Origin of the sequence: Pseudomonas sp. St29 (genome assembly GCF_001547915.1) — a bacterium.
In the GTDB taxonomy this organism is placed as follows: domain Bacteria; phylum Pseudomonadota; class Gammaproteobacteria; order Pseudomonadales; family Pseudomonadaceae; genus Aquipseudomonas.
Map to the genome: position 1 here is coordinate 3,345,077 of NZ_AP014628.1, position 25,027 is coordinate 3,370,103.

Genomic DNA, 25,027 nt, shown 5'->3' on the forward strand with positions numbered 1-25,027 from the left:
AGCTTCACGATGGGTTATTTGACTTCACGCCTTGCCCTGATCGCCCTGATCGCCCTGGCCGGCCTGGCCGGGTGCGCCGCGAAAGAGCCGGTGCCCCCTGCCGAGCAGGCGGTCACCGTGGATTTCGCCCTGGTGGCCGGCGCTCAGCCGGTGAACTGCGGCCAACCCTTTGGCCCACTGGGCCGCGACCGCAAGAGGCTGGCGCTGCACGATGCGCGCTTCTATGTACAGGAGGTGGCGCTGATCGACGCGGCGGGCCAGCAGGTGCCCCTACGCCTGGATATCAATGACTGGCAGGACGCTCAGGTGGCCTTGCTCGACTTCGAAGACGGCAGCGGGCATTGCGCAGGTGGCACGCCAGGCACCCACACCCAGGTATCCGGCCACGTACCGCCGGGGCACTACCGGGGGCTGAGCCTGACCCTGGGCGTGCCGGAGGCGTTGAACCACACCAGCACCGAACTGCAGGGCGCGCCCCTGGACCTGGCCGCCATGGGCTGGAGCTGGCAGGCCGGGCGCAAGTTCATCAAGGTCGAGGTCGATCCTGTCGGCGGCGTGACCAAGGCCGACGGCGCCAGGGCCAACACCTGGTACCTGCACCTGGGCGCCACTGGCTGCAACGGCAACCCGGTGACCGGTGAGACGGTGGCGTGCCAGCGGGCCAACCGCATTGCCCTGACGCTGCCGGACTTCGACCCGGCCAGGCAGCAGGTGGCCCTGGACCTGACGGCGTTGTTCCAGGACAGCGCCTTGGGCGCAGACCAGGGCGCGGCAGTGGGCTGCATGAGCGGCCCCAGCGATCCGGAGTGCGTGACCCTGTTCCCGCGCCTGGGCCTGGATTTGAACAGTGGCCAGCCGCTGCAACCCGGGTATTCGCCGGCCTTCGCCGCACGGCCCAAGCCATGAGCGGCCTGGGACTGTTGCGGGCTGCGGGGCTGCTGTTGAGCGCGGTTCTGGCCGGGGCCGCGGTGGCTCAGGAGTGGGCCTGGCAGTTGCCGTCCCATGTGCCGCAGCCGCGGGTGCCTGAGGATAACCCGATGTCGGCGGTCAAGGTCGAATTGGGCCGGCGGCTGTTCTACGACCCGCGACTGTCGGCCACGGGCAACCGCTCCTGCAGCTCCTGCCACCTGCAGGAGCGGGCCTTCAGCGACGGTCGCGCGCTGGCGGTGGGCGCCACCGGTGAACTGACCCACCGTAATGCGCCCGGACTGGCCAACAGCGCCTGGAACGCCACCTATAACTGGGCGGCGCCGGCCATCGTCAGCCTGGAGCGGCAGATGGAGGTGCCGCTGTTTGGCGACGACCCGATCGAGATGGGGGTCAATGATGGCAATCGCCAGCAGATCCTCGCGCGCTTGGCGGCCGATCCGCTGTACCCGCTGCTGTTCCGCCAGGCCTTCGCCGATCAGCCGCAGCCGTTGAGCATGGCCTCGGTGATCCTGGCGATCTCGGCCTTCGAGCGTTCCATCGTCTCGGTGGACAGCCGTTATGACCGCTACCTGCAGGGCCGCGAGCAACTGAGCGAGAGCGAGCAGCGGGGCATGGCGCTGTTCTTTGGCGAGCGTGCCGAATGCCATCACTGTCACGGCAGCTTCAACTTCAACGATCAGGTGGTGCATGCCCGCAGCCGGGTGGTGGACACCCCGTTTCACAACACCGGGCTGTACAACATCGACGGCGCCGGCGGCTTTCCCTTCCCCAATCGCGGGCTCTATGAAAGCACCGGCAAGCCCGAGGACATGGGCGCCTTTCGCGCCCCGAGCCTGCGCAACGTCGCGGTCACCGGGCCCTATATGCACGACGGCAGCCTGGCCACGCTGGAAGCGGTCATCGACTTCTACTCCGAGGGCGGCCGCCTGATCGCCAGCGGCCCGCAGCGCGGCGATGGCCGCTTGAATCCGTACAAGAGCGGGCTGATTGCGCGCATCGATTTCACCGCGCAAGAAAAACGCGACCTGCTGGCCTTTCTCAAGGCCCTGACCGACGACTCGCTGCTCCACGACCCGCGCTGGCAAGACCCGTGGAAGCGCCGGCCTTGATCCGATCCCCATCACCACGCGTGTTCCCGTCGGGAGCAAGGAGGCTGCTCTTAAGAAAACCATCCGCTGCACCGCGTTACCTCAACGGCGAATTCGCCAAACCCCGGGCGCCTGCGCCCATTCAATCAAGCAAGGAGCAATACCCATGAGCATCAAGATCGCTAAAAAACACACCCTGCACATCGCCGGTCGCGCCGGTGCCTGCTGCGCCTCGTGCTGCGCTCCGGTAGGGGTCAACTAAAAGCCTTCCCGCCACGCCCGCACGGCGGGCGTGGCGGGTCTTGAGCAAGGAGGTGCAGGACCATGCGTATCGGCTTCAACTACACCCTGGGAGACACCGCGCCCCTGGTACGAAAGCTGCTGGAGGCCGGTCACATCGACTATGTCGAGCTGCTGATCGACAACTTTCTGACCGTGCCCATCGACGAACTGGAGGCTGGCTTTGCCGCGCCGGTGGGCTTTCACATCATGTTTTCCAAGTTCATTGAAAACGACACGCCGGCCCTTGAAAGCCTGGCCCGGCGTTTGCGCGAGCTGATCGAGCGCTTGCGGCCGCTGTATGTGTCCGATCACGTGGCGCGGTTCAGTCATGACGGGCGTCAGCTGTATCACCTGGCGGAAATCGACTATGTGGGCGATTACCCGCAGGTGCGCGAGCGCGTCGACTGGTGGCAGCAGCAATTGGGTTGTCAGCTGCTGCTGGAGAACTACCCGTCGATCATGGACGGTGGCCACGACGCACCGGCCTTTCATGAGCGGCTCTATCGCGATACCGGCGCCGGGGTGTTGTTCGACGCCTCCAACGCAGTCTGTGCCCACCTCAACTGCGGCGTGCCCCTGGAGGCCTGGGAGGGCGTGATTGAACACTCATCGCACTTTCATACCGCCGGCTACAACCTGTCGATCCTGCAGCCGCATTTGATTCTCGACACCCACGACCAGGTGCTTTCCGAGGCAACCCTGGGGTTTTTGCAACGCTATCGCGGGCTGTTCGACGGTCCCGAGGCAACCCTGACCTACGAACGCGACGGCCGTTTCGACGAGGCCGAAATCATCGGCGACCTGCAACGGCTGCGGGGCATTTTTCCCTCCTCGCCTGTGGAGCCGCGGACATGAAGACCGAGCACCCATTGCCCAGGACCGACAGCCAACTGCTGCATGCCTTGAGCGTGCCGCAACGCCAGGGCGATTACCCCCGTGACTCCCGAGCCTTCGTGCGCATCGACAGCAGCCTGCGGGTCTACTGGCACACCCTGTTCGATATCTGCCCGGGCTTGCTGGAGCTGTCCGGGCCCGACGGGCTGGCGATCTTTCGCCCGTTCATGAGCTGGGCGGCGCAGCAGCGGCTATCGCTGAACTGGACCTATTACCTGTGGCTGGATGTCTGGTTGCAGCATTCGGCCTTTGCCCGGCAAGTGACTCCGGCCTTGCGCTACCAGCTGATGGGCGCCTCGGCGGCGCGCTGGGCCACCGGTGACCGCAGCGAGGCCAACGGCATCTTCCTCGCCGCCGCGGACCTGCCGGATCTGGTCTGTGGCTGGAAAACCCAGACCCTGGAGGGCGCCAGGGACATCGAGCAGATCGAGCTGGCCGAACCACTGCCGGCACCAGAGGCCGCCTTTGGCTATTTCACGGTGCACAGCCGGCATCTGCAAGACGGCTTTCCCGGTTGGACCGATGTCCCGCGTTGAACAACAGGACAGGACAGCGCTGACGGTGCATGGCCGGGCGTTCTGGGCCGGCTTTGCGGCCCTGGTGCTGGCCTTCGCGGTGGCGCAGATGCTGGCCCAGATCGACCTCGGCATGCTGGCGCACCAGGCCCCGGGCATGCCGGCGGCCTACGTGATGCTGGCGCGTCTGGCGCTGCTCGATCTGCTGGTCAGCATGGCGCTGGGATCGGTGGTTTCGGTCCGGGTCGCCCGAGCGCTCCGCGAGGGGCGAGCGGGGCCGGTGATACGTGGTGCATTGACGCTGGCGGCAACCCTCGGGGGGCTACTGAGCCTTGTCGGCTTGCTGGCCTATCCGCCGCTGGCGGCCAGCCTCAGCGCTGACGATGCCGCACTGCGAGCATTGCTGCTCAGCGCCATTCCCTGGTTCGCGGCGACGGCGCCGTTGCGCCTGCTCAATGGCTGCGCGGCGTTCATCCTGCACGCCTCGCAACAGGGGTCGTTGGTGGTGCGCTGGAAACTCTGGGAGCTGCTGGCCAAGGTGGTGCTCAACCTGTTGTTCATCGAGTGTCTGGGGTTTGGCTTCGCCGGTTGCTTCAAGGCATCGCTGCTGATGCACCTGGGTTCCTGCGCCTGGGTGCTACGGCGCTTGCAGCCGCTGATGGGGTGGGGGCGCTGGCTGCCCGCAGCGGACTGGGCCAGAGCGGTGCTGCGTCAGAGTGCCTGGGAAGGGTTGCGACTACTGTCCATGCAACTGCTGGGGCTGATGACCCTGGTGCTGTTCGCGGCGCCGCAGATTGCCCCGGTCGATACCCAGCGTCTGGATGCCTTCGCGGCCGCAAGCTTTCTGGCCCTGTTGGTGTTTGCGCCGTTGGTGGCGCTGATCCGCTTTCTGGCCATGCGCTTTGCCGGCCTGGCCCCGCACGAGGTGTCGCGACTGCTCAAGCAGCTGTTGCGCCTGGGCATACCGGGCATGGCATTGCTGGGTGGACTACTGATTCTGCTCGGCCCCTGGTTGGGGCAATGGGTGTATGCCCAGCAGGGCAGGTGGTGGAGCAGCTTTCTGCTGATGCTGGGGGTGTCGCTGCCGGTCCGTTTGGCCACCAATGCGTTGCGCGCGGCTTTGCAGAGCCTGGGTGAATTTGTCGCCATTGCCAAAGTGGATGCGCTGCTGGGATGGGCGGTTGGCCTGCCGCTCCTGGTGCTCGGGTTGCGCCTGGACATACCCGTCGTTGCCTATGGTTATGTGCTGGTGCCGGAAGTGCTGGCCCTGCTTTGGCTGGCCAGGCGCATTCAGTGCATCCGCGCAACGAGCCCGCAACCGGGCGGGCTCACTGCAGCCATGGGCGACGGTCAGGCTCAGTTGCCGACGGTGAAACCGTAGGCGCCATCACTCTTGTGGGTATCGACCGACACCGCATGCCACTGCACCTTGTACTCGCCGGGGGCCAGTGGCTGTTGTGGGGTGACGATCAGGGTTTTTTGATCCCCCGCAGCGTTGGCAATGCTCTTGATCGCCACGTCCGTGCCCGCGGTGCTGACCTTGACCTGGGTGAACTGCGCTTCGACACCTTCGGAAAACACCAGGCGCAATTCCTTCGGCGCGCTGACGGTGGTGTCGGCGGCCGGGGTTTCGCTCTTCAGATGAGCATGGGCGAACGCCGAACCGGCGCTGGTCAGGGAAGCCAGCAGGGCCAGGGTGGTGAGGATTTTTTTGAACCGTAGGCGGTCATGGGCGGTGCCTCTCATCAAGGGGTGGGTACAAATGGGCGACTTGACCCGGGCGACCTGCGCCCGGGCAGGGTGGTTCATCAGAAGTCCAGGGTGATACCGGTATAGAGTGCGCGGCCGTCGCCCGGCGAGTGCAGCGAGGCCTTGGCGCCGTCCGGGTCGTACCAGACGTATTCGTAGTAGCGGTTGGTGAGGTTCTTCAACTGCAGGTCGACACTCACTGACTCAGTGACCTTGTAAGTGGCGCCGAGGTTCATCAGCACGTAACCGCCATAGGTGCCCTGGGTGTTTTCCCGCTCCAGGTAGTAGTGGGTCTGGCCGTTCATCCAGGCGGTCAGTTGCAGGGCTGGGGTCAGGTGGTAGCTGACCCCCGCGTTGTACAGGTGATGGGGAATGTGGTCGATTTCCTGGCCCTGGCTGTTGGGCAGGGTGGCACTGGGCTTGAGGATTTTCGAGTACTGCCAGGAGTACGCCAGCCACAGGTCGGTACGTTCGTCGGGGTGCAGGTTGAGTTGCAGGTCGTAGCCCCAGCGCCGGGTTTCGCCGACGTTGTCCGACTCGCCACTGGGGTCGTTGAGCCGGCGGCTGACTTCGCCACTGGCATCCTGCCGCCAGTAAGCCACTCGGCCGTCAACCCAATCGGTTGGGGTGAACTTGACCCCGGTTTCCCAGCCTTCGTTGATCGACGGCGCCAGGTCTGTGTCGCGGGGCGGGATCTTGTAAGCCGCCGCGCCGGTGCCGACTTGAAAGGTGCGGCCCCAGTTGGCGTACAGGCTGGCCACGGTCCAGGGCGAATACACCACGCTGAGTTTGGGTTGCTTGATCAGCCCATAGTCGTTGATGTCGTAGTCCAGGCCGGTCATTTGGTTGGTGAAATCGCCCTGGATCTTGTCGACGCGATACGCCGGCACGATCTTCAGCGACTCGAACGGCTTGATCTCGGCCTGCAGGTAAGCGCCGTAGGTGTCGAAGTCGAACTGCTGATCCCGGGTCTGGGCCAGGCGGGCGCGGTTCTGGGTGCGGTAACGCTCGCTGCGGTTTTGCTGCTGTTGCACATCCGCGCCGCCTTCCAGCGCAAAAGCGTAGAGCCAGCTGACTTGCGGGCGCCAGGTCAGGGAGGTGAGGGCGCCGTACTGGGTCTCGTAGGTGTCGCGCTCCTGCTGCGAGCTGGTGCGCCAGTACTGGGTCCAGCGCCGGTCATCAAAGGTGTTGACGTAGGTCTTGGCCGACCAGGCCAGGGTGTCGGCCAGGTCCGTGTCCAGATGCAGGCTGAGCTGGTTCATGCGCCGCGTGCCTTTGTCCGTGGCGTTGTAGCTGTTGCTCATGGTCGGGTGCTGGCGAGCATCGCTCTGGCTCAGGTAACCCGGCTCCTGGGCCTCGGTTTCGTAGTGCCGGGCAATCAGGCCCAGGCGGTAGCGGCCGTCGTCCGGTGCGTAGAACCATTTACCGGACAGGGAGAATTTGTCCGCTTGGGCATGGTCGCGATAGCCATCGGCCTTCTGGTAGGCGAAGAAATAGTTCTGGGTCCAGTTGCTGCCTTCGATGCCCTTGGCCAGCTGGGTTTCCTGGGTATTGAAACTGCCGTAGCGCAGGCGGGCCTTGGTGTAGTCGCCGCCGCTGCGCGTGAGCATATTGACGTTGCCGGCGATGTTGTTCAGGCCGTAACGGGCATCGCTGGTGCCGCGCACCACTTCGATGCTGTCCAGCTCCATGGGGAAGATCATGTCCATGAACGGCATGTTGCCGTCGTTGCTGTTGCTCGGAATGCCGTCGATCAGCAGCTTGACCGCATTGACTTCGCCCTCGCCGTTGAACCCGCGAAAGGAGATCTTGCCGGACGTCGTGCCCTGGTTGAACTCGGTGAGCATCACCCCCGGCGCGCGACTGAACAGTTCCCAGCTGTAGTTGACCGGCATCTTTTCCAGAATGTCGCCGCCGAGGATGTCCACCGAACTGAGCACGCTGCGGGTACTCAAGGGGCCGCTGCCGGCGGCATCACCACCCTGGACGGTAACGGTGCCCAGGGTCAGGGTCGAACTCTCGACCGGGGCGATTTCGGCCAGGGCCACGGACGACGGACCCAGGACGAGCAGGCCGCAGCCCAGCAATGGCCACAGGGCAGGGGAGGGGTACAGATTCTTTGCCCGGAGCAAAGTGACAAGAACAGGCATAGGCAACTTCCAGACAGCCAGGATGCCCCGAGGCCATCGCCGGCCCGCCGGGCCCCTTGGGGAAGGGAGATAGGGGTAAGGGAGACGTATTTTCCGCAGGCATGAAACGAAAGTCTCGCCAGGGGCGGCGCGGCCTGCCTGCGACAGGCTGACGCAGTATGTGGCCCGGTTGGGCGTTGGCCGCCTGGAGCCCGCCGCGTTGGTGCTCGCCGTTCTGGCCCGCGGACCCGGGCCACTGGCGCTGCGGCAGAATGTCGCAGGCGTGGTTTTCCGCGCTCAATGGTCGGGGAGGGCTGCCGAGGCTCTACGTCAACATATTGGCTAAAAGTTCGTTGTTTTTTAGAAATGGCCAGAACTAGACGTAATATTGACGTAATGGCTTTTTCACCCCAGTATGCGCTCGCTGAGCAATTGATTTTATTGATGTTTTTTTGACGCCAACATCATTGGATCGGCTCGGGCCAAGGCGCTAGAGCCTTCGGCAAACCACAGCTCCCCGGAAAATGACGCCCATGGCAGCTATTAGCCAGGGTGTTTTCAACCGGTGTGCTAGCTTGAATCGGCGTAGCGACGAAATTTTCCTTGGGATGATCTATGTCTTCTGAACGGATACTGGTTACGGGTGGCGCCGGTTTCATTGGTTCCCACTTGGTCGATGCGTTGTTGGCCAAAGGCTATGCCGTTCATGTTCTGGATGATCTGTCCACCGGCAAGACCAGCAATCTGCCGCTGACCCATCACGGCCTGAAACTCACGGTCGGTGATGTCGCCGATGCCACGCTCCTGGCCACGGCCATGAGCGGCTGCGACGCGGTGGTGCACCTGGCGGCGGTGGCTTCGGTGCAGGCCTCGGTCGAAGACCCGGTACGCACCCACCAGAGCAACTTCATCGGCACGCTGCGGGTCTGCGAGGCCATGGTCGCGGCGGGCATCCGCCGGGTGGTGTTCGCTTCCAGCGCGGCGGTGTACGGCAACAACGGCGAGGGCACCGCGATTGGCGAGGACACGCCCAAGTCGCCCCTCACGCCCTACGCAGCGGACAAGCTCGCCAGCGAGTACTACCTGGATTTCTACCGCCGTCAGCATGGCCTGGAGCCGGTGATCCTGCGCTTTTTCAACATCTTCGGACCGCGCCAGGACCCTTCCTCGCCGTACTCCGGGGTGATCAGCATCTTCAGCGAACGGGCCAGGAGCCAGCAGCCGATCACCCTGTTCGGCGATGGCGGGCAGACCCGGGATTTCGTCTATGTCGCCGACCTGGTGAAGATCCTGGTCCAGGGTCTGGAGCAACCTGCGCCCGCGATCGATGCCACCAACGTCGGCCTGGGTGGCGTGACCAGCCTCAACGACCTGATCGCGACCCTGCAACAGATCAGCGGCCAGCCGCTGAAGGTGAATCATGCCGCGGCGCGATCCGGTGATATCCGCCATTCGAAGGCCGACAACCGACGTTTGCGCGAGCGCTTCGATCTGGGGACGCCGACCCGCCTCGGGGAGGGCCTGGCGCAGCTGTACCGCAGTCTCTAGCTTCCTGGCCTTGAGCGTTCCGGCGAGCCGGAGCTCGACAGCCTGATGGTGTGCCGATTGATCTACTGAAGAGTGAGTTATGGACATCGAGTTTCGCAGGGGGCGTGTCTTCAACATGGTTCGGCGCCTGTTTACCGCATTGGCCTTGTGTGCAACCCCTTCGCTGGTACAGGCCGCGCCGGCGGCGCCTGCCAGCGTCGGCTTCTGGTACGCCGAACGACCTCCGCTGGAGGAGTTGGCGCAGTACGAGTGGGCGGTGGTCGAGCCTGGTCATATGAGCACTGCGGATGTCGCCACCTTGCGCAAGCTGGGCAGCCAGCCGTTCGCCTACCTGTCGGTGGGCGAGTTCGACGGTGACCGCGCGGCGCTGGACAAGCAGGCCCTGACCCAGGGCGCCAGCGCCATCCGCAACAAGGCCTGGGACAGCCAGGTGATGGACATCGCCACCCCGGCCTGGCGCGAACACCTGTTCAAGCGCGCCAAGGCCTTGCAGGACCAGGGCTATGCCGGCCTGTTCCTCGATACCCTGGACAGTTTCCAGCTGCTGCCTGAAGCCCAGCGCGAAGCGCAACGCCAGGCCCTGGCCTCGTTCCTGCGGGAGCTGCACAGCCGTCTGCCCAACCTCAAGCTGTTCTTCAACCGTGGCTTCGAGGTGCTGGGGGAGCTGGACGGCGTGGCCGCGGCCGTGGCCGTCGAATCGATCCATGCCGGCTGGGATGCCGCGGCCAAGCGTTATCGGCCGGTTTCCGAGTCCGATCGCAACTGGCTCGAAGGTGAACTCAAGCCACTGCGGGCCAAAAACATTCCCCTGGTGGCCATCGACTACTTGCCACCCAACCGCCGCGAAGAAGCGCGCAAGCTGGCCCGCCAACTGAGTCAGGAAGGCTTTATCCCGGTGGTCACCACCCCGGACCTCAACGCCATCGGCCTGAGCACCGTGGAAGTGCAGCCGCGGCGCATCGCCATGCTCTACGACCCGCGTGAAGGCGAACTCTACGATCACGCCGGGCATCGGATGCTCGGCGGTCTGCTGGAATACCTGGGCTACCGCGTGGACTACCTGCCGGCCGACGACAGCCTGCCGTCCTACAGCTTCGCCGGGCTGTACGCCGGGGTGGTGGTGTGGATGACCAGCGGCCCGCCCCAGGACAGCCGCGCCTTCAGCCACTGGATCGGCCAGCGCCTGGACGAACAGGTGCCACTGGCCATCATGGCCGGCCTGCCGATCGAAGACCGTGCACTGCTCAAGCGCCTGGGACTGGGCCTGGCGGCGCCGGGAACCCGTGGAAACCTGCAGGTGCTGAGCCAGGACAAGAGCCTGATCGGTGCCTTTGAAGCACCGGTGGTGGCGCGGACCCGTGAACTGACCCGGGTCACGCTGCTGCCCGACGGACCGAAACCGGCCTTGCTGCTGGGGGACGACAAGGGCGGCAAATATGCCCCCGTGGTCATCGGCACCTGGGGCGGCATGGCCCTGGCCCCTTATGTGGTGGAGGCCAATGTCGAGCGCAGCCGCTGGATGCTCGACCCGTTCGCCTTTATCCAGAAGGCCCTGCGCCTGCCGGCGCAACCGCGCCCGGACACCACCACCGAGAACGGCCGGCGGATCGCCACGGTGCACATCGACGGCGACGGCTTTCCGTCCCACGCCGAAGTGCGCGGCACCCCGTATTCCGGGCGCCAGGTGCTGGATGACTACATCCGGCCCAACCCGTACCTGACCTCGGTGTCGATCATCGAAGGGGAGATCGGGCCCAAGGGCATGTCGCCGTTCCTCGCCCGGGAACTGGAGCCGATCGCCCAGGAGATCTTTGCCGATCCCAAGGTCGAGGTGGCCACCCACACCTACAGCCACCCGTTCTACATGCAGCCGGACAAGGCCAAGAAGGACGAGGACTTCCACGCCGAATACGGCCTGCGCCTGAACATCCCGGGGTACAAGACCCTGGACTACAAGCGCGAGATCTACGGCTCGCGGGACTACATCAACAGCCGTCTGACCACCGCGCAGAAGCCGGTGAAGCTGATCTTCTGGCCGGGGGACGCGCTGCCCAGCGCCGACACCATCAAGATGGCCTACGCCGCCGGGCTGAAAAACGTCAACGGCGGACAGACCATCCTGACCAAGGCCAACCCGTCGCTGACCGGCCTCTATCCCTTGCTGCGTCCCACTGAAGGCGGCCTGCAGTACTACGCGCCGGTGATCAACGAGAACATGTACACCAACCTCTGGAAGGGCCCGTACTACGGTTTCCGCGATGTGATCGACACCTTCGAGCTGACCGACAGCCCGCGGCGCCTGCGCGGCATTCACCTGTACTACCACTTCTATTCGGGCACCAAGCAGGCCTCGATCAAGGCCATGACCGACATCTACCGGTTCATGCGTGGCCAGCAGCCGCTGTCCTTGTGGATGAGCGACTACCTGGACCGGGTCCACGGTCTGTACCAGGCCAGCCTGGCCCGTACCGCCGAAGGCGACTGGCAGGTGCGCGGCCTGGATGGCTTGCGCACCCTGCGCCTGGACCCTGAGCTCGGCTGGCCGGATCTGGGTCGCTCCCGAGGCGTGGCCGGGGTCCGTGATCTGCCCCAGGGGCGCTATGTGGCCTTGAGCAGCGATCATCCGTTGCTGGCCCTGCGTCCCGAGCGTGATCCGCGTCCGGCCCTGGAGCTGGCGAACATTCCCCTGCGCGACTGGCGTTATGTGAATGACCGGCAAGTGACGTTCTCCTTTGCCGGCCAGTTCAACCTGGAGTTCTCGGTGCGGTCGGCCAGCGCCTGCCGGGTCGAGGTCCAGGGGCAACGTTACGCCGGCAAGTCCGAACAGGGCCTGTGGCATTTCCAACTTCCTTTGAAGCAGGTGAGTGATGGCCAACTCTTCTGCAACTGACAAGGCCCCGCGGGCGCGGCTGCTCAATCCCTGGGCCTTGCTGCTGGTGGCGATTGCCGTCGGCGTGCTGCTGTGGGCGACCTATCGCAACGAAGACGCCTTCCGGCCCAAGGGCGGGCAACCGGACGAGGTTTCCGCCAGTTATGCCGAAGTGCTGCTGGCCGCGCACCCGGAAAACAGCGAATTGCGCACCCAGCTGCTGGATCTGCTGATCCAGCTGGGCGACTACTCCAAGGCGGAAAAACACCTGGCCGAGTGGCCGCAACCCGACCCGGCGCTCAAGGCCTACTACCGTTTGCAGCTCGATGCCCTGGCGCTGAACAACAGCACCGACAGCGCCGCCTTGCAGGCCCTGGCCGAGCGCTTCAAGGCCTTCGATTACCGTTCCTTGCCCAGCCCGCAGCTGGAGCGCCTGGCTTCCCTGGCCCTGGCGGCCCAGGCCCCGGGGCTGGCAGCGGATGCCTACGCCGAGCTGGCGCGTCGCGATCCCAAGCAGGGGCAGCACTGGCTGCCCGAGGCGGCGCGCTGGTACCAGGCCAGCGAACAGCCCGGACGCGCCGCCGACCTTTATGTGCAACTGCTCGATGCCAGCCAGGCCCCCGACGTGCGCCGCCAGCTCCTGCAGCAAGCCTTCACCACCCTGGTGGCGGCGGATCGTGGCGATCAGGCCGCCGAGCTGCTGGCCCGGGAACTGGCGACCCAGCCCGAGGCTGAATTCGATGCCGGACTGCTGGACCAGGGCGTCGATGTGGCGATTGCCCACAACCGTGCGGACCTGGCCGAGCAGTTCTTCAGCGCCTGGCGCAAGTTGCAGCCCGACAGCCCGGAGGTCCTGGCCAAGGAGTTCAAGCAGCGCCTGGCCTTTGGCGACCTCAACGGCGCCCATGCGGTAGGCGTGCAACTGCTGGAACTGCGCCCGGAGGATCCGGCACTGCTGGAGCAGATGGCCCATCTCGCCGAGTGGCAGGGCGATTCGGCCTCGGCGCTGGGCTACTGGATCAGCCTGAGCAAGCTGCGTCACGACCCGGCGCAGTTCGAACACACCTGGCGCCTGGCCATGCAGACCTACGACTTCGACCGTGGCATTCCGTTGCTGGCCGGGATCATGGACACCCGGGCCCTGAGTAACGTCGAGCTCGACGCCCTGGTGTACGCCGAAGAGTCCCGCGGCACCCCCGAGCAGGCGGAAGCATGGCTGCGCCGCTACGTCGCCAAGTACCCCAAGCACCGGCTGGCCTGGGTGCGTCTGTTGCAGAACCTGGAAAACACCGAGCAGTACCCGGAGCGCCTGGCGGTCTGGAAGAACTTCGCCAAGCGGTATCCGCTGACCAGCACCGAACGGGTGGACTGGGCCAACAACTACCTCAAGCTGTTTGACAGCCAGTCGGCGTGGAAGGTGATCACCGCGGTCGATGGCAACAAGATCGACGACCTCAACTACTGGCAGTCCCGCGCCTCCCTGGCCTGGGACCTGGAGCTGGACGATGAGCTGCAGCTGGCGCTGGAGAGGATGCTAGCGATCAAGGGCTCGCTCAACAGCGGTGACGAGAGTCAGCTGATCGCCCTGTATCGCACCCGCGATCCGCGCAAGGCCCTGCAGTTGACCGTCGACAGCTGGCGCCAGGGGCACAATCCCCAGCGTCTGGTGGCCGCCCTGCAACTGGCCCAGGAGCTTCAGGACTGGCCGCTGGTGGTCGACCTGCTCAAGGAAGCCGAGCAGTACCCGGACGCCGCCGATCAGTCCCAGGTGCTGGCCGCCCGCGGCGCCCTGGCGGTGCAGCAGGGCAACAGCGACGAGGCGTTGCGCCTGTATCGCCTGGGCTTGAGCCGGTTCCCGGATGACAACACCTTCCGCGAACGCCTGCTGTGGCTGTATGTCGACCTGGGGCGCAGTGCCGAGATCAAGCCGCTGTTGCAGCAATGGCGCTCCCTGGCCCGCAGCGACAGCACCTTGTGGCTGCCATTTGCCGCCGCCAGCCAGCTGGTGGGGCGCAATACCGAGGCCCTGGCCTGGTATCGCCTGTACCTGCAGGGCAACTCGCAGGACTGGATGGTCCAGGCTGCCTATGCCGATGCCCTGGAAAGTGCAGGTTATGCCGACTCGGCCCAGCGCCTGCGGCTCAAGCTCGATCGCCAGGTGACCGCGGAGCAGATCCGCGCCACGCCACAGGGCTATGCCACCTGGCTGCGCCTGCTGGCCAGCAGCTATTCGTCGCGCAAGGCGCAGAACAAGGCCATGCAATGGCAGGACGGTTCCAAGCCGATGCTGCAGCTGTGGTTCGATCAGTTCCTTGCGCGCCTGGATGACCTCAATCAGTCGGCGCAGAAGGACGAGTGGCTGGCCTGGGCCCGCAGCCGGGGCCTGAAGATCAGCAGCTACGAACAGATCCAGGAAGCCTTGCGCGGCAGTAACCGCCAGGCCCTGGAGCGTCTGGTGGCCGGCGGCAGCCTTGATCCGGCGCAGCAGGTCGAGGCCCTGAACAGCCTCGGGCGCGGCGGCGAAGCGTTGGCCACCGGGCTGTCGGCGCTGGGTGACGACCAGCCGGCATCCCTGCGTGAGCAACTGCGGCGCCAGACCATCGAGATGACCGAGCGCACGCCCCAGGGCGTGCAACTGGCCTGGGAGCGCCAGGACTACGGCGGACTGGTGTTCAACGGCCCGCGGCTGACTGCCGCGCGTTACCTCAACGACAACTGGTACGCCAAGCTGGTGCTGGAGCAGGGCCGCTACAGTGGCGACACCCTCGATACCGCGCGCCTGGGCAACGAGACCAATACCGAGCTGACCCTGCAGCGTCAGGTGGAGAACGGCAACTACAAGCTGATTGTCGACAGCAGCCTGCGCAAGGACGATGACCGCAACGGCCTGGGCATCAGTCGCAGCTGGCAGGTGGACAGCGGCAACGAGCTGGACCTGGGCGCCGACTGGCACCGCAAGAACGAAGACAGCGGCCTGATGCGTGCCTTCGGCCAGCAGGACGATCTCTGGGTCGGTGGCCGGCATCGCTACTCGGCCCGCGACCAGCTGTCCTGGAACCTGGCCCAGCGCTGGTTCTCGACCCGCGGCGGCGATGACCTGGGCAGCGGTCAGGCACTGAAGATCGAGTTCGACCACACCCTGCAGTTCGAAGGTCCGAACTGGGAACTGCGCAGCGGCATCGACTACCAGCAGAACAGCCTGAACAACCGGGCGCTGCCCAACCTGGCCAATACCCTGGGCGGAGGCATCGATCTGGCCGGCATCCAGCTCGACGACCCGAACCAGATCAACAGCCAGACCCTGCTGCAGAAACGCTATGGCCAGCTGTTCTTCGGCAGCGCCTGGCGCCGCGGCTTCCCTGGGGCGCTGAACCGCACGCGCGGGCAGTACACCTGGCTGGTGGACGTCAGCTCCGGCTGGCAGTGGACCGACAACACCATCAACTACGCCATCAGTACCGGTATCGGCACCGAGGTGATAGGGGATGACGAATTGGCAGTGACCTTCGGTTACCAGTCGGCGCCGCAAGGCGGAACCGGCAAATCCGGCGGCACTGCAGGTGTCAGCTACAGCGTGCGTTTTGGACGCTGATCATGGAATTCAAAGAGGAGTGAACCTTATGCAATCCCTTCGTTGCGTGAGTCTGGCGATGGCCGCCTTGCTGATGGCCGGGTGCACCAGCTTTACCGGTCAAAGCAGCCCGGAACTGTCGAAAAATGCCCGCTGGGGCGTGTTGCCGCTGGTCAACTATTCGCAGACGCCCCAGGCCGGCGAGCGCAGTGAGCAGATCCTGCTCAGCGTGCTCAGCAGTCGTGGCCTGCAACCCCAGGTCTACAGCGGCGCGCCGGGGCAGGGCGAGCCGGCCCTGCTGGACGATAGCGAACGTCTGGCCGGGGCCATGGACTGGGCCCGCGAGCAGAAGCTCGACTATGTGGTGTCCGGCAGTGTCGAAGAGTGGCAGTACAAGAACGGCCTGGACGGCGAACCGGCAGTGGGCATCAGCCTGCGGGTCGTCGAGGCGGGCACGGGCAAGGTGCTGTGGAGCAACAGCGGCGCCCGTGCCGGCTGGTCGCGCGAGAGCCTGGCCGGTGCGGCGCAGAAGGTCCTCGACAAACTGGTCGGCGGCCTGCGGATCGAGTGACGGCCATGAACTCTCCACACATGGACTACGCGCTGGCGCCCCGGGCCAGCGGTCCGGCGTCATGGCTGGAAACCTTCCTGGTGACCGCCCTGGTCATCGGCGTCGGCCTGTGGCTGGCGCCCCAGGACCCGCTGCAGGTGCAGGGCGAGTTTCCCTGGTCGGTGCTGGCGCCGCTGTTGCTGGGGGTGCGCTACGGCTTTGTCCGCGGTCTGATCAGCGCCAGCCTGCTGGTGGCGGCATTTTTCGTCCTGCGTCAGAACGGACTGCCGGGCTACGCCCAGATCGCGCCGTCCTACATCGTCGGCGTGCTGGTCTGCGGCATGCTGGTGGGCGAGGTGCGCGACCTGTGGGAGCGGCGGCTGCTGCGCTTGCAGATGGCCAACGAGTATCGCCAGTACCGGCTCGACGACTTCACCCGGGCCCATCAGATTCTGCGGGTGTCTCACGATCGCCTGGAGCAGCGCCTGGCCGGCAGCGACCAGAGCCTGCGCAGCTCGTTGCTGGGGCTGCGTGAGCGGCTGCGGGCGGCGCCCAATGGCGACGATGCCCTGACCCTGCTGGCCGAGCCGGTGCTGACCCTGCTGGGCCAGTACGGTTCGTTGCGGGTCGCCGGGCTGTACCGGGTGCAACAGGGCGCCAGCGCGGCTCCCCAGCTGAGCCTGCTGGCCTCCATCGGCACCATGCCCGCCCTGGACGACAAGGACCTGTTGGTGCGCCTATGCCTGGAGCGCGAGGAGCTGGTGAGCGTGCGCGAGGAGCTGCTCGACAGCGGCGGACAAGCCTCGGTGTCATCGTTGCAGGCCTGCATCCCGCTGGTGGACACCCAGGGGCAGGTGCTGGCGGTGCTGGCGGTGCGGCAGATGCCGTTCTTCGCCTTCCAGGAGCGCACCCTCAGCCTGCTGGCCCTGCTGGCCGGGCACATCGCCGACTTGCTGCACGCCGATTCCCAGGTGTTGCAACTGCAGGACGCCGACAGTCAGCAGTTCACGCGCCAGCTCAAGCGTTCGCTGGTGGATGTCGAGCGCCACGGCCTGTCCGGCTGCCTCTATGCCTTCGAACTGATCCAGCCCAACGACGAACTGACGCGGCTGTTCGAACGCAGTCAGCGCGGACTGGACCTGCACCTGAGCCTGGTCAACGACCGCGGGCACGGGCTGCTGCTGGTGCTCCTGCCCCTGACCAGCAGCGAGGGCGCCCAGGGTTATCTGGCGCGCCTGGGCAAGCTGGTGCACGAGCACTTCGGCATGAGCGTGGAACTGGCGAGCCTGGGGGTCAAGGTGTTGCCTTATGACCTGGAGTCGGCCCGGCAACGGGATGGACTGCGTAACTTTCTGTACAACGAGTGTGGCCTGAATGATCAGCAAGTGGCTGTTTAGCGGAGCGCTGTTTTTCGAGGTCGGGAGCTGGGCCAGCCTGACGGCGCAGTTGCCCGACCTGCAGGTCGCGCTGCTGTATGCAATGAGTCACGCCATCGCCTGCGCGCTGCTCACCGCGGCGGTCTGGCTGCTGCTGCCGGCGCGTTATCGGCGGCCGTTGCCCTGGAGCCCGCTGTTCATTTTCAGCCTGGCGTTCTTTGTTCCGCTGCTGGGTTCGGTCGGGGTGATCGCGGCGATCTTTCCGGCGTTGTACTTGCCGCGCAAGCGCGAGGTGCAGATGTGGCAGGCGGTGGGCATTCCCGACCTGCCGTTTCGCGCCCAGACCCAATTGCATTCGCCGACCTTCGGCGACAGCGGCTTGCAGGATGTGCTGCGCCACGCCCCGGACCCCGACCAGCGCCTGGCGGCGTTGCTCGCCACCCGCAGGATGCCGGGCAAGGAAGCGGTGCCGATTCTCAAGCTGGCCCTGGGCGACCCCAGCGACGATGTGCGCCTGCTGGCGTATTCGATGCTCGACAAACAGGAAACCGACATCAACCAGCGGATCCAGGCGTCGCTTGCGCAGTTGCCCGGCGCGGCGCCGAAGAAGGCTGGCGCCTTGCACGCGACCCTGGCGCGCTGGTACTGGGAGCTGGCTTACCTGGGGCTGGCCCAGGGCAGCGTGCAGCAGCACGTGCTGGGCCAGGCCGGTGAACATGCCGAACTGGCGCTGCAGGCGGGCGAGGGCGGCGAACTGCTGTTGCTGGCCGGACGCATCGCCCTTGAACGCGGCGATATCGGCAAGGCCCGGCTGCACATGCACCAGGCCCAGGAGGCGGGCATGGACCCGGGCAAGGTCTTGCCGTTCCAGGCCGAGATCGCCTTTGAAAGTGGCAACTATGCCGAGATTCCCGGGCTGTTGAAGAGCCTGCCGCCGCAAATGCAGCAACGTCCGCCCTTTGCCGGGCTGGTAAGGACCTGGACATGAAAAGCGCCGTCGACCCGACCCCCATTGCCGATGTCTGCCTGCTCCTCGAAGGCACCTGGCCCTATGTGCGCGGTGGCGTCTCCAGCTGGATCCACCAGATGATCCTCGGCCTGCCGCAGTTGACCTTTTCCGTGCTGTTCATCGGTGGCCAGCGTGAAGCCTATGGCCAGCGCCGCTATGAGATTCCGGCCAACGTGGTGCACATCGAGGAGGTCTACCTGGAGGAGGCGTGGCGCAACCCCAGGCACAAGCGCGTGGCCCACAGCGCCTCGCTGGAAGAGCTGAGCAACCTTTACCGGTACCTGCACAACCCGGAGAAACCGCCCGCCGAGCTGGGCATCCGCGTGCTCGATTCCCTGGCCCAGGCGCGGATCACCCTGGACGACGTGCTCTACAGCCGCCCCAGCTGGGAGGCGCTGACCGAAGGCTACGAGCAGCATTGCGCCGATCCGTCCTTCGTCAATTACTTCTGGACCCTGCGCACCATGCAATCGCCGCTGCTGATGCTGGCCGCCGCGGCCCGGCGCATGCCGCGGGCCCGGGTCCTGCACTCGATTTCCACCGGCTACGCCGGGCTGGTGGGCTGCCTGCTCAAGCAGCTGTGGGGCTGCCAGTTCCTGCTCAGCGAGCACGGCATCTACACCAAGGAACGCAAGATCGACCTGGCCCAGGCCAGCTGGATCGCCGAAAGCAGCAATCAGGCGCTCAACGACAGCATGGACAGCGGTTCGGGCTATATCCGCATGCTCTGGGTGCGCTTTTTCGAGCGCATCGGTCATCTGGTCTACGAGAGCACCGACCAGATCATTGCCCTGTACGACGGCAATCGCCAACGGCAGATCAAGGACGGCGCGCCGCCGGAGCGCACCCAGGTGATTCCCAACGGCATCAACCTGCAGCTCTGGACCCAGGCCCTTGAGTCCCGTGCCGCCGGCATCGCGCCGGTGGTCGGGCTGATCGGCCGGGTGGTGCCGATCAAGGACGTGAAGACCTTCCTGCGGGCCATGCGCGGCGTGGTCAGCGTCATGCCCCAGGTGGAGGGCTGGATCGTCGGCCCGGAAGAGGAAGACCCGGAGTACGTCGCCGAGTGTCGCAGCCTGGTGGCCAGTCTCGGCCTGGAACAGAAGGTGCTGTTCCTCGGCTTCCAGAAAATCCAGGACATCCTGCCGCAACTGGGCCTGATGGTCCTGACCTCCATCAGCGAGGCCCAGCCGCTGGTGATTCTCGAAGCCTGGGCCGCCGGCACGCCGGTGGTCAGCAGCGACGTCGGCTCCTGCCGGGAGCTGATCGAGGGCGGCGCAGCGGCCGACCGCGATCTGGGGCTGGCCGGGGAGGTGGTGGCGATCGCCGATCCCCAGGCCACGTCCCAGGCGATCATCGATCTGCTGCGCAGCCCCGAACGCTGGCAGTCGGCCCAGGCCGCCGGCCTGGCACGGGTGCACCGCTACTACAGCGAAACCCTGATGATCGAGCGCTATCGCACGCTGTATGACAACGCCATGGGCGCCACACACAAGGAGGCTGGGTAAATGGCCGGCATCGGTTTCGAACTGCGCAAGATTCTCTCCCGCGACTCCTACACCGCGACCCTGCATGCCTATGTCTACGCCGGCCTGATCAGTTCCGGGCCCTGGGTGCTGTCGATTCTCAGCGTGATGCTGGTGGGGGTGATCAGCCTCGGGCTGGTGGTGCCGGAGGTGCTGATCCGCCAGTTTCTGATCACCGTGACCTACCTGATGGCCACCTCGCTGATCCTCACCGGCGGCTTGCAGCTGTTTTTCACCCGTTTCGTCTCCGACCGCCTGTTCGAGCGCAAGTACGAGCAGATCCTGCCGAACCTGATCGGTGTGCTGTTGCTGGTGACCCTGGGCTCCGGCGTGCTGGGCATCCTGCTGCTGGTCACCCTGTTCGACCAGCCGCTGATCTACCGCCTGATGACCCTGGCCAACTTCGTGGTGCTGTGCAATCTGTGGCTGGTGATCATCTTCCTCTCGGGGATGAAGGCCTATAACCGCATCCTGCTGGTGATGCTGGCGGGCTACGCACTGATGGTGGGCAGCGCGTTCTTCCTGCGGCACATGGGCATGGAAGGGCTGCTGCTGGCGTTGTTACTGGGGCACAGCTCGCTGCTGTTCCTGTTCCTGTACGACATCCTGCGCGAGTACCGCGCGGAAAAGCTGGTGGCCTTCGACTTCCTCGACCGCCGCCAGGTGTTTGTCAGCCTGCTGCTGACCGGGCTTTGCTACAACCTGGGGATCTGGATCGACAAGTTCATCTTCTGGTTCAACCCGGACACCTCCAGCCAGGTGATCGGGCCGCTGCGGGCGTCGATCCTGTATGACCTGCCGATCTTCCTCGCCTACCTGGCGATCATTCCCGGCATGGCGGTGTTCCTGGTGCGGATCGAAACCGACTTCGCCGAGTGGTACGACCGGCTGTTTCGCGCCGTGCGCGACGGCGAAACCCTGCAGCACATCGGTTCGCTGAAAGCCGAGATGACCTTCTCGATCCGCCAGGGCCTGCTGGAAATCTGCAAGGTCCAGGGCCTGACCGTGGTCCTGCTGTTTCTCTTCGGGCCGCGCCTGCTGGAGTGGCTGGGGATGTCCAGCTACTACCTGCCGCTGTTCTACATCGACCTGATCGGGGTGAGCATCCAGGTGGTGTTCATGGCGATCCTCAACGTGTTCTTCTACCTCGACAAACGGGCGATCGTGCTGGAGCTGTGCCTGTTCTTCGTCGCCCTCAACGCCGGGTTGACCCTGCTCAGCCTGCACCTGGGGCCGAGCTACTTCGGCTATGGCTTCACCTTGTCGCTGCTGGTCTGCGTGCTGCTGGGACTGGCGCGGTTGTCGACGGCGCTGGATGACCTGGAGTACGAGACCTTCATGCTCTCGCGTTGAGGCTCGGCAGAGCAGGGCCGGCGCCACTCCCCACCGCGGCGTGAGGCCTTTGAGTCACCGGCCTGGATCCCTGGCCAGCGCTAGCTTCTCACCCGGTGCTTTCGCGTGCTGGAGAGCCCGCGACCTGCCAGCGGGGCGCTGAGCAAGGGTGATGAACAAGGATCTGCCAAGGCTCACCCGCATTGGCCGCGGCCGCCGCGTCACTGTCCAGCAGCGCGCCGAGGCTGAACTGTTCGCCATTGGCCTCACTGATCGCCAGGTCGCAGCGCAACGGCGAGCGTCCGAGGTATTCGTGCACCCTATGCCCGCGCCTGCGCAGCAAAGGCGTGGGCTGGCTCTCCGGTATCAGTGGTCGGCAATAAAAAACGGAGCCTACCTAGGGGGGGAAATGACTGGCGAAAGTACATAACCCCTTCGATCGACGCAAAAGCTGCTCCAGCTCATGGCGATCAGCGGCTCGATTCGCTTGAATACGCGCCCTCGCGTCGCCTGGCCAAACAATAGAGGGTCGCCAGAGCGCAGCCCAAACATACAACGCACTATTTCGAAAGGACTCGGCATGTCGTTATCGCGCTGTCTATCTGGCCTGTCCAACTTGTTGCACTACCGCCGCGAATGGTTCCGCGCCGACCTGCGGGCCGGGTTGTCCGTGGCGGCAATCCAGATCCCGATCGCCATCGCCTATGCGCAGATTGTCGGCCTGCCGCCGCAGTACGGGCTGTACGCCTGTGTGCTGCCGATGATCGTCTATGCCTTGATCGGCAGCTCGCGGCAACTGATGGTCGGTCCCGATGCCGCCACCTGCGCCATGCTCGGCGGGGCCGTGGCGCCTTTGGCCATGGGCGATCTGCAGCGAACCGTCGAATTGTCGATGATCGTCACCGTGCTGGTGGGCCTGATGCTGATCGCCGCCGGGATCGCCCGGGCGGGTTTTATCGCCAGCTTCTTCTCGCGGCCGATCCTCATCGGCTACCTCAACGGTATCGGTCTGAGCCTGATCGCCGGGCAAATGGGCAAGGTGGTGGGCTTCAAGATCGAAGGCGACGGCTTCATTCTCGGGCTGGCGGACTTTCTCCAGCGTCTGGGGGAAATCCACGGCCTGACCCTGGCCGTTGGCCTGGCCAGCCTGGGCCTTCTGATCTGGCTGCCGCGACGTTACCCGCGGCTGCCGGCGGCGCTGCTGACGGTGGCGCTGTTCACCTTGCTGGCCGGGCTATTGGGCTTCGACCGCCTCGGAGTGGCGATCCTCGGGCATGTGCCGGCCGGGATTCCCGAGTTGTCCTGGCCCAAGACCAGCCTGGAGGAAAGCAAGAGCCTGCTGCGCGACGCGCTGGGCATCGCCACCGTGAGCTTTTGCAGCGCCATGCTCACTGCCCGCAGCTTCGCCGCGCGCCATGGCTACGCGATCAACGCCAATCATGAGTTCATCGCCCTGGGCCTGAGCAACCTGGCGGCCGGCGCCTCCCAGGGCTTTGCCATCAGCGGCGCGGATTCGCGTACCGCGGTCAATGACATGGCCGGAGGCAAGAGCCAGTTGGTGGGCATCATCGCCGCCCTGGCGATCGCGCTGATTCTGCTGTTTTTCACCGCGCCCATGGCGTGGATTCCGCAGCCGGCCCTGGGCGCGGTGTTGTTGATGGCGGGCTGGGGCTTGCTCGACGTCAAGTCCCTGAAGCAAATCTATCGGCTCAGCCGCTTCGAGTTCTGGCTGTGCCTGCTGACCACCGTCAGCGTGCTGGGGCTGGGCGTGCTGCCGGGCATCATGTTCGCCGTGACCCTGGCCATCCTGCGCCTGCTGTACAGCATCTACCAACCCACCGACGCGGTGCTGGGCTGGATGCCGGGCATCGAAGGCCAGGTGGATATCAGGCAATACCCGCAAGCGCGCACGGTGCCCGGCCTGGTGGTGTATCGCTTCGACGACGCGATCCTGTTCTTCAACGCCGACTACTTCAAGATGCGCCTGCTCGACACCGTGCAGCGCGAGAGCGAAGCCGAGGTGGTGTTGTTCGATGCCGAGGCGGTGACCGATATCGATGTCAGCGGCATCGCGGTGCTGCGGGAAATCCGCGAGACCCTGGCCGCCCAAGGCATCTACTTCGCGATCGCCCGTGCTCGCGGCACTTTCCTGGCGATGCTGGAACGCTCGGGGATGACCCGGGAAATGGACAGCCAATTGCTGTTCGGTTCGGTGCGTTCGGGGATCAGGACCTACCGCATATGGCGCAACAGCATGCGCGGCAAGCAATGAAGCAGAGGACGCTGAGCGGCACGCAGGCCACCGCCGGCGTGCCGATGGCGCCGAAGCGCAGGGCCTGGCAATTGACGCTCAGCGCCACCTGGGCGCCGTAAGGCCTGCCCCCCCGATGGCGACCCGGGTCGGCCCGGCCCATTCGCTGCTGCCCCCCGGGCTACCGCACGCTGCGGCGGTTGCCAGAAGCGGGCAGGACCGGGAAACCGGCTCTGCGGGCATGCGCCAGATTCAAGGGAGAAGAGGGCGGCCGTGGGTCAGGGCGCGTCGAAGTAGGATTTTCGTATTCTCTCCAGCGAGCCGTCCTTGCGCAGCGCCTCGACCGCCGCGCTCAGCTTGCGCACCAAGGCCGCGTCGCAGTCTCGGGAGCAGGCCAGGTACAGATCGCTGCTCATGAAGGCCGGACTGACCTGCAGCGGTTGAGTTGACACCTTGCGCCAGATGCTTTGGGTTTCGGGAATGCCGTTGAACCAGGCGTCGACCCGTCCCATCAGCAGCAATTGCGCCGGGTTCTCGCCAATTTCAAACGGATAGATCTGGTTGTCGCTGAAGCCTTCGGCCCGGAGCTTCTGCTCTTGGGCGCTGCCACGGCCAACGGCGATCCGGGCATAGGTTTCCCGCGCCTGCTGCAGGGTTTCCACGCGCTTGTGGAGGCTGAAGAAGGCGCGGTCCATGGTCATGATGGGCGCGATCCAGGTGTAATCGGCCTCTCTTTCCGGCGTGCGGGTCAGGGGAATGATCAGCTTGTCGACGCCCTTGCGCACGCTTTGCTGGGCCCGTGCCCAAGGCACTTGCACAAAGTTCAGCGCATATCCGGCCCGGGTCGCCGCTTTCAGTGTCACGTCGCCGACGATGCCATGCAGGCCGGACTGGTCCAGCATCGATAAAGGCGGCGCTTCGGCAAAGTACAGGTCGACGCTACGGGGCTCTGCGCCAGACACCGAGGGCATCCAGACCACCGCCGCGAGCAGCGTCGTCAGGATCAGCGCCCCCCACTGGCGCAACGATTGACTCACTTGAGTCATGGCAGTAACTCAACAAACAGTGGCATTTCATGCTCTCGGATTAACGCTGCGTATTCGACACCTGCAAAGACCGACCCGCAACGACCTGCAAAACGTGCCGCCAAGATTAGAGGGTTATGTGCAGAGATGGACGGATTTGCCGGATTATTTTGACCGCTGATCGCCATCACCGTTCAGGCCCGACGCCAGCGGTGAGGGCCGCGACGGGCAGGCGCTGACACTCGGGTTGCACAGCCGTGGGCAGCGCCCCATCCATCGCCCCCCGGCTTGTCCTGCCCGAGCCCCGTTCCCGCTGCAAGCGCGGCCCGGGCCTGCGGGGCATTTGCGGGACAGCCTTAAGTTTTAGTTAAAACGCTTTAATC

The 25,027-nt window shown here is 65.3% G+C and carries 19 protein-coding genes; 15 read left to right on the top strand and 4 right to left on the bottom strand.

What is annotated here, in order from left to right:
* Positions 1-9: 9 nt before the first annotated feature.
* The 6 genes from PST29_RS15065 to mbnM all read left to right on the top strand — a co-directional run bounded on the left by PST29_RS15065 (position 10) and on the right by mbnM (position 5,090).
* Positions 10-906 carry an MbnP family copper-binding protein gene (locus PST29_RS15065; RefSeq protein ID WP_060843549.1) on the top strand — a complete coding sequence of 299 codons (897 nt, stop codon included), beginning with the start codon at positions 10-12 and terminating at the stop codon, positions 904-906.
* On the top strand, positions 903-2,039 hold the full coding sequence (locus PST29_RS15070; protein WP_060843550.1) for a methanobactin export MATE transporter MbnM: 1,137 nt from the start codon (positions 903-905) through the stop codon (positions 2,037-2,039). The genes PST29_RS15065 and PST29_RS15070 overlap by 4 nt, the downstream gene beginning before the upstream one ends.
* Positions 2,040-2,184: 145 nt before the next feature.
* Positions 2,185-2,280 carry a methanobactin gene (gene mbnA, locus PST29_RS31035; RefSeq protein WP_016963189.1) on the top strand — a complete coding sequence of 32 codons (96 nt, stop codon included), beginning with the start codon at positions 2,185-2,187 and terminating at the stop codon, positions 2,278-2,280.
* Positions 2,281-2,342: 62 nt separating this feature from the next.
* Positions 2,343-3,155, top strand: a complete 813-nt coding sequence (mbnB, locus tag PST29_RS15075; protein ID WP_060843551.1) for a methanobactin biosynthesis protein MbnB — start codon at positions 2,343-2,345, stop codon at positions 3,153-3,155.
* Positions 3,152-3,730 (top strand): methanobactin biosynthesis protein MbnC, encoded by a 579-nt coding sequence (gene mbnC, locus PST29_RS15080; protein WP_082729245.1) that lies wholly within the window; start codon positions 3,152-3,154, stop codon positions 3,728-3,730. The genes mbnB and mbnC overlap by 4 nt, the downstream gene beginning before the upstream one ends.
* The gene (gene mbnM / locus PST29_RS15085) at positions 3,717-5,090 is read left to right on the top strand and encodes a hypothetical protein (RefSeq protein ID WP_148659638.1); all 1,374 of its coding nucleotides are present in this window, start codon (positions 3,717-3,719) and stop codon (positions 5,088-5,090) included. Before mbnC ends, mbnM begins: the two co-directional genes overlap by 14 nt.
* On the opposite strand, the gene copC is transcribed toward mbnM, so the two are convergent.
* Complete coding sequence (gene copC, locus PST29_RS15090) at positions 5,066-5,455, bottom strand: copper homeostasis periplasmic binding protein CopC (RefSeq protein WP_060845129.1); 390 nt, start codon at positions 5,453-5,455, stop codon at positions 5,066-5,068. The two genes, mbnM and copC, sit on opposite strands and share 25 nt — an antisense overlap.
* Positions 5,456-5,517: 62 nt before the next feature.
* Positions 5,518-7,608 (bottom strand): TonB-dependent receptor, encoded by a 2,091-nt coding sequence (locus PST29_RS15095; protein ID WP_082729246.1) that lies wholly within the window; start codon positions 7,606-7,608, stop codon positions 5,518-5,520.
* Positions 7,609-8,202: 594 nt separating this feature from the next.
* Between PST29_RS15095 and PST29_RS15100 the strand changes: the two genes are divergently transcribed.
* The 8 genes from PST29_RS15100 to pelG all read left to right on the top strand — a co-directional run bounded on the left by PST29_RS15100 (position 8,203) and on the right by pelG (position 21,389).
* Complete coding sequence (locus PST29_RS15100; RefSeq protein WP_060843553.1) at positions 8,203-9,135, top strand: NAD-dependent epimerase/dehydratase family protein; 933 nt, start codon at positions 8,203-8,205, stop codon at positions 9,133-9,135.
* Between the two features lie 79 nt (positions 9,136-9,214).
* Positions 9,215-12,025, top strand: coding sequence for a bifunctional glycoside hydrolase 114/ polysaccharide deacetylase family protein (locus PST29_RS15105; RefSeq protein ID WP_060839221.1), 2,811 nt, complete (start codon positions 9,215-9,217; stop codon positions 12,023-12,025).
* Positions 12,003-15,596: a tetratricopeptide repeat protein gene (locus PST29_RS15110; RefSeq protein ID WP_060843554.1), complete on the top strand. Its 3,594-nt coding sequence runs from the start codon at positions 12,003-12,005 to the stop codon at positions 15,594-15,596. Before PST29_RS15105 ends, PST29_RS15110 begins: the two co-directional genes overlap by 23 nt.
* A gap of 28 nt (positions 15,597-15,624) precedes the next feature.
* Complete coding sequence (locus PST29_RS15115; RefSeq protein WP_060839223.1) at positions 15,625-16,146, top strand: hypothetical protein; 522 nt, start codon at positions 15,625-15,627, stop codon at positions 16,144-16,146.
* A 5-nt stretch (positions 16,147-16,151) separates the two neighbouring features.
* A complete protein-coding gene (locus tag PST29_RS15120) occupies positions 16,152-17,522 on the top strand; it encodes a PelD GGDEF domain-containing protein (protein WP_060843555.1) in 1,371 nt (456 codons plus the stop codon).
* Positions 17,500-18,489, top strand: a complete 990-nt coding sequence (locus PST29_RS15125) for a HEAT repeat domain-containing protein (RefSeq protein ID WP_060839225.1) — start codon at positions 17,500-17,502, stop codon at positions 18,487-18,489. Before PST29_RS15120 ends, PST29_RS15125 begins: the two co-directional genes overlap by 23 nt.
* A complete protein-coding gene (gene pelF, locus PST29_RS15130; protein ID WP_060843556.1) occupies positions 18,486-20,018 on the top strand; it encodes a GT4 family glycosyltransferase PelF in 1,533 nt (510 codons plus the stop codon). Before PST29_RS15125 ends, pelF begins: the two co-directional genes overlap by 4 nt.
* Positions 20,019-21,389, top strand: a complete 1,371-nt coding sequence (gene pelG / locus PST29_RS15135) for an exopolysaccharide Pel transporter PelG (RefSeq protein ID WP_060839227.1) — start codon at positions 20,019-20,021, stop codon at positions 21,387-21,389. It abuts the gene before it with no gap.
* A gap of 88 nt (positions 21,390-21,477) precedes the next feature.
* On the opposite strand, the gene PST29_RS31805 is transcribed toward pelG, so the two are convergent.
* Positions 21,478-21,687: a hypothetical protein gene (locus tag PST29_RS31805; protein ID WP_148659639.1), complete on the bottom strand. Its 210-nt coding sequence runs from the start codon at positions 21,685-21,687 to the stop codon at positions 21,478-21,480.
* Positions 21,688-21,948: 261 nt separating this feature from the next.
* Between PST29_RS31805 and PST29_RS15145 the strand changes: the two genes are divergently transcribed.
* Positions 21,949-23,640, top strand: coding sequence for a SulP family inorganic anion transporter (locus PST29_RS15145; protein WP_060843558.1), 1,692 nt, complete (start codon positions 21,949-21,951; stop codon positions 23,638-23,640).
* A gap of 257 nt (positions 23,641-23,897) precedes the next feature.
* Here PST29_RS15145 and PST29_RS15150 read toward each other — a convergent pair whose 3' ends face one another.
* A complete protein-coding gene (locus PST29_RS15150; RefSeq protein WP_060839230.1) occupies positions 23,898-24,665 on the bottom strand; it encodes a substrate-binding periplasmic protein in 768 nt (255 codons plus the stop codon).
* Between the last annotated feature and the right edge of the window lie 362 nt (positions 24,666-25,027).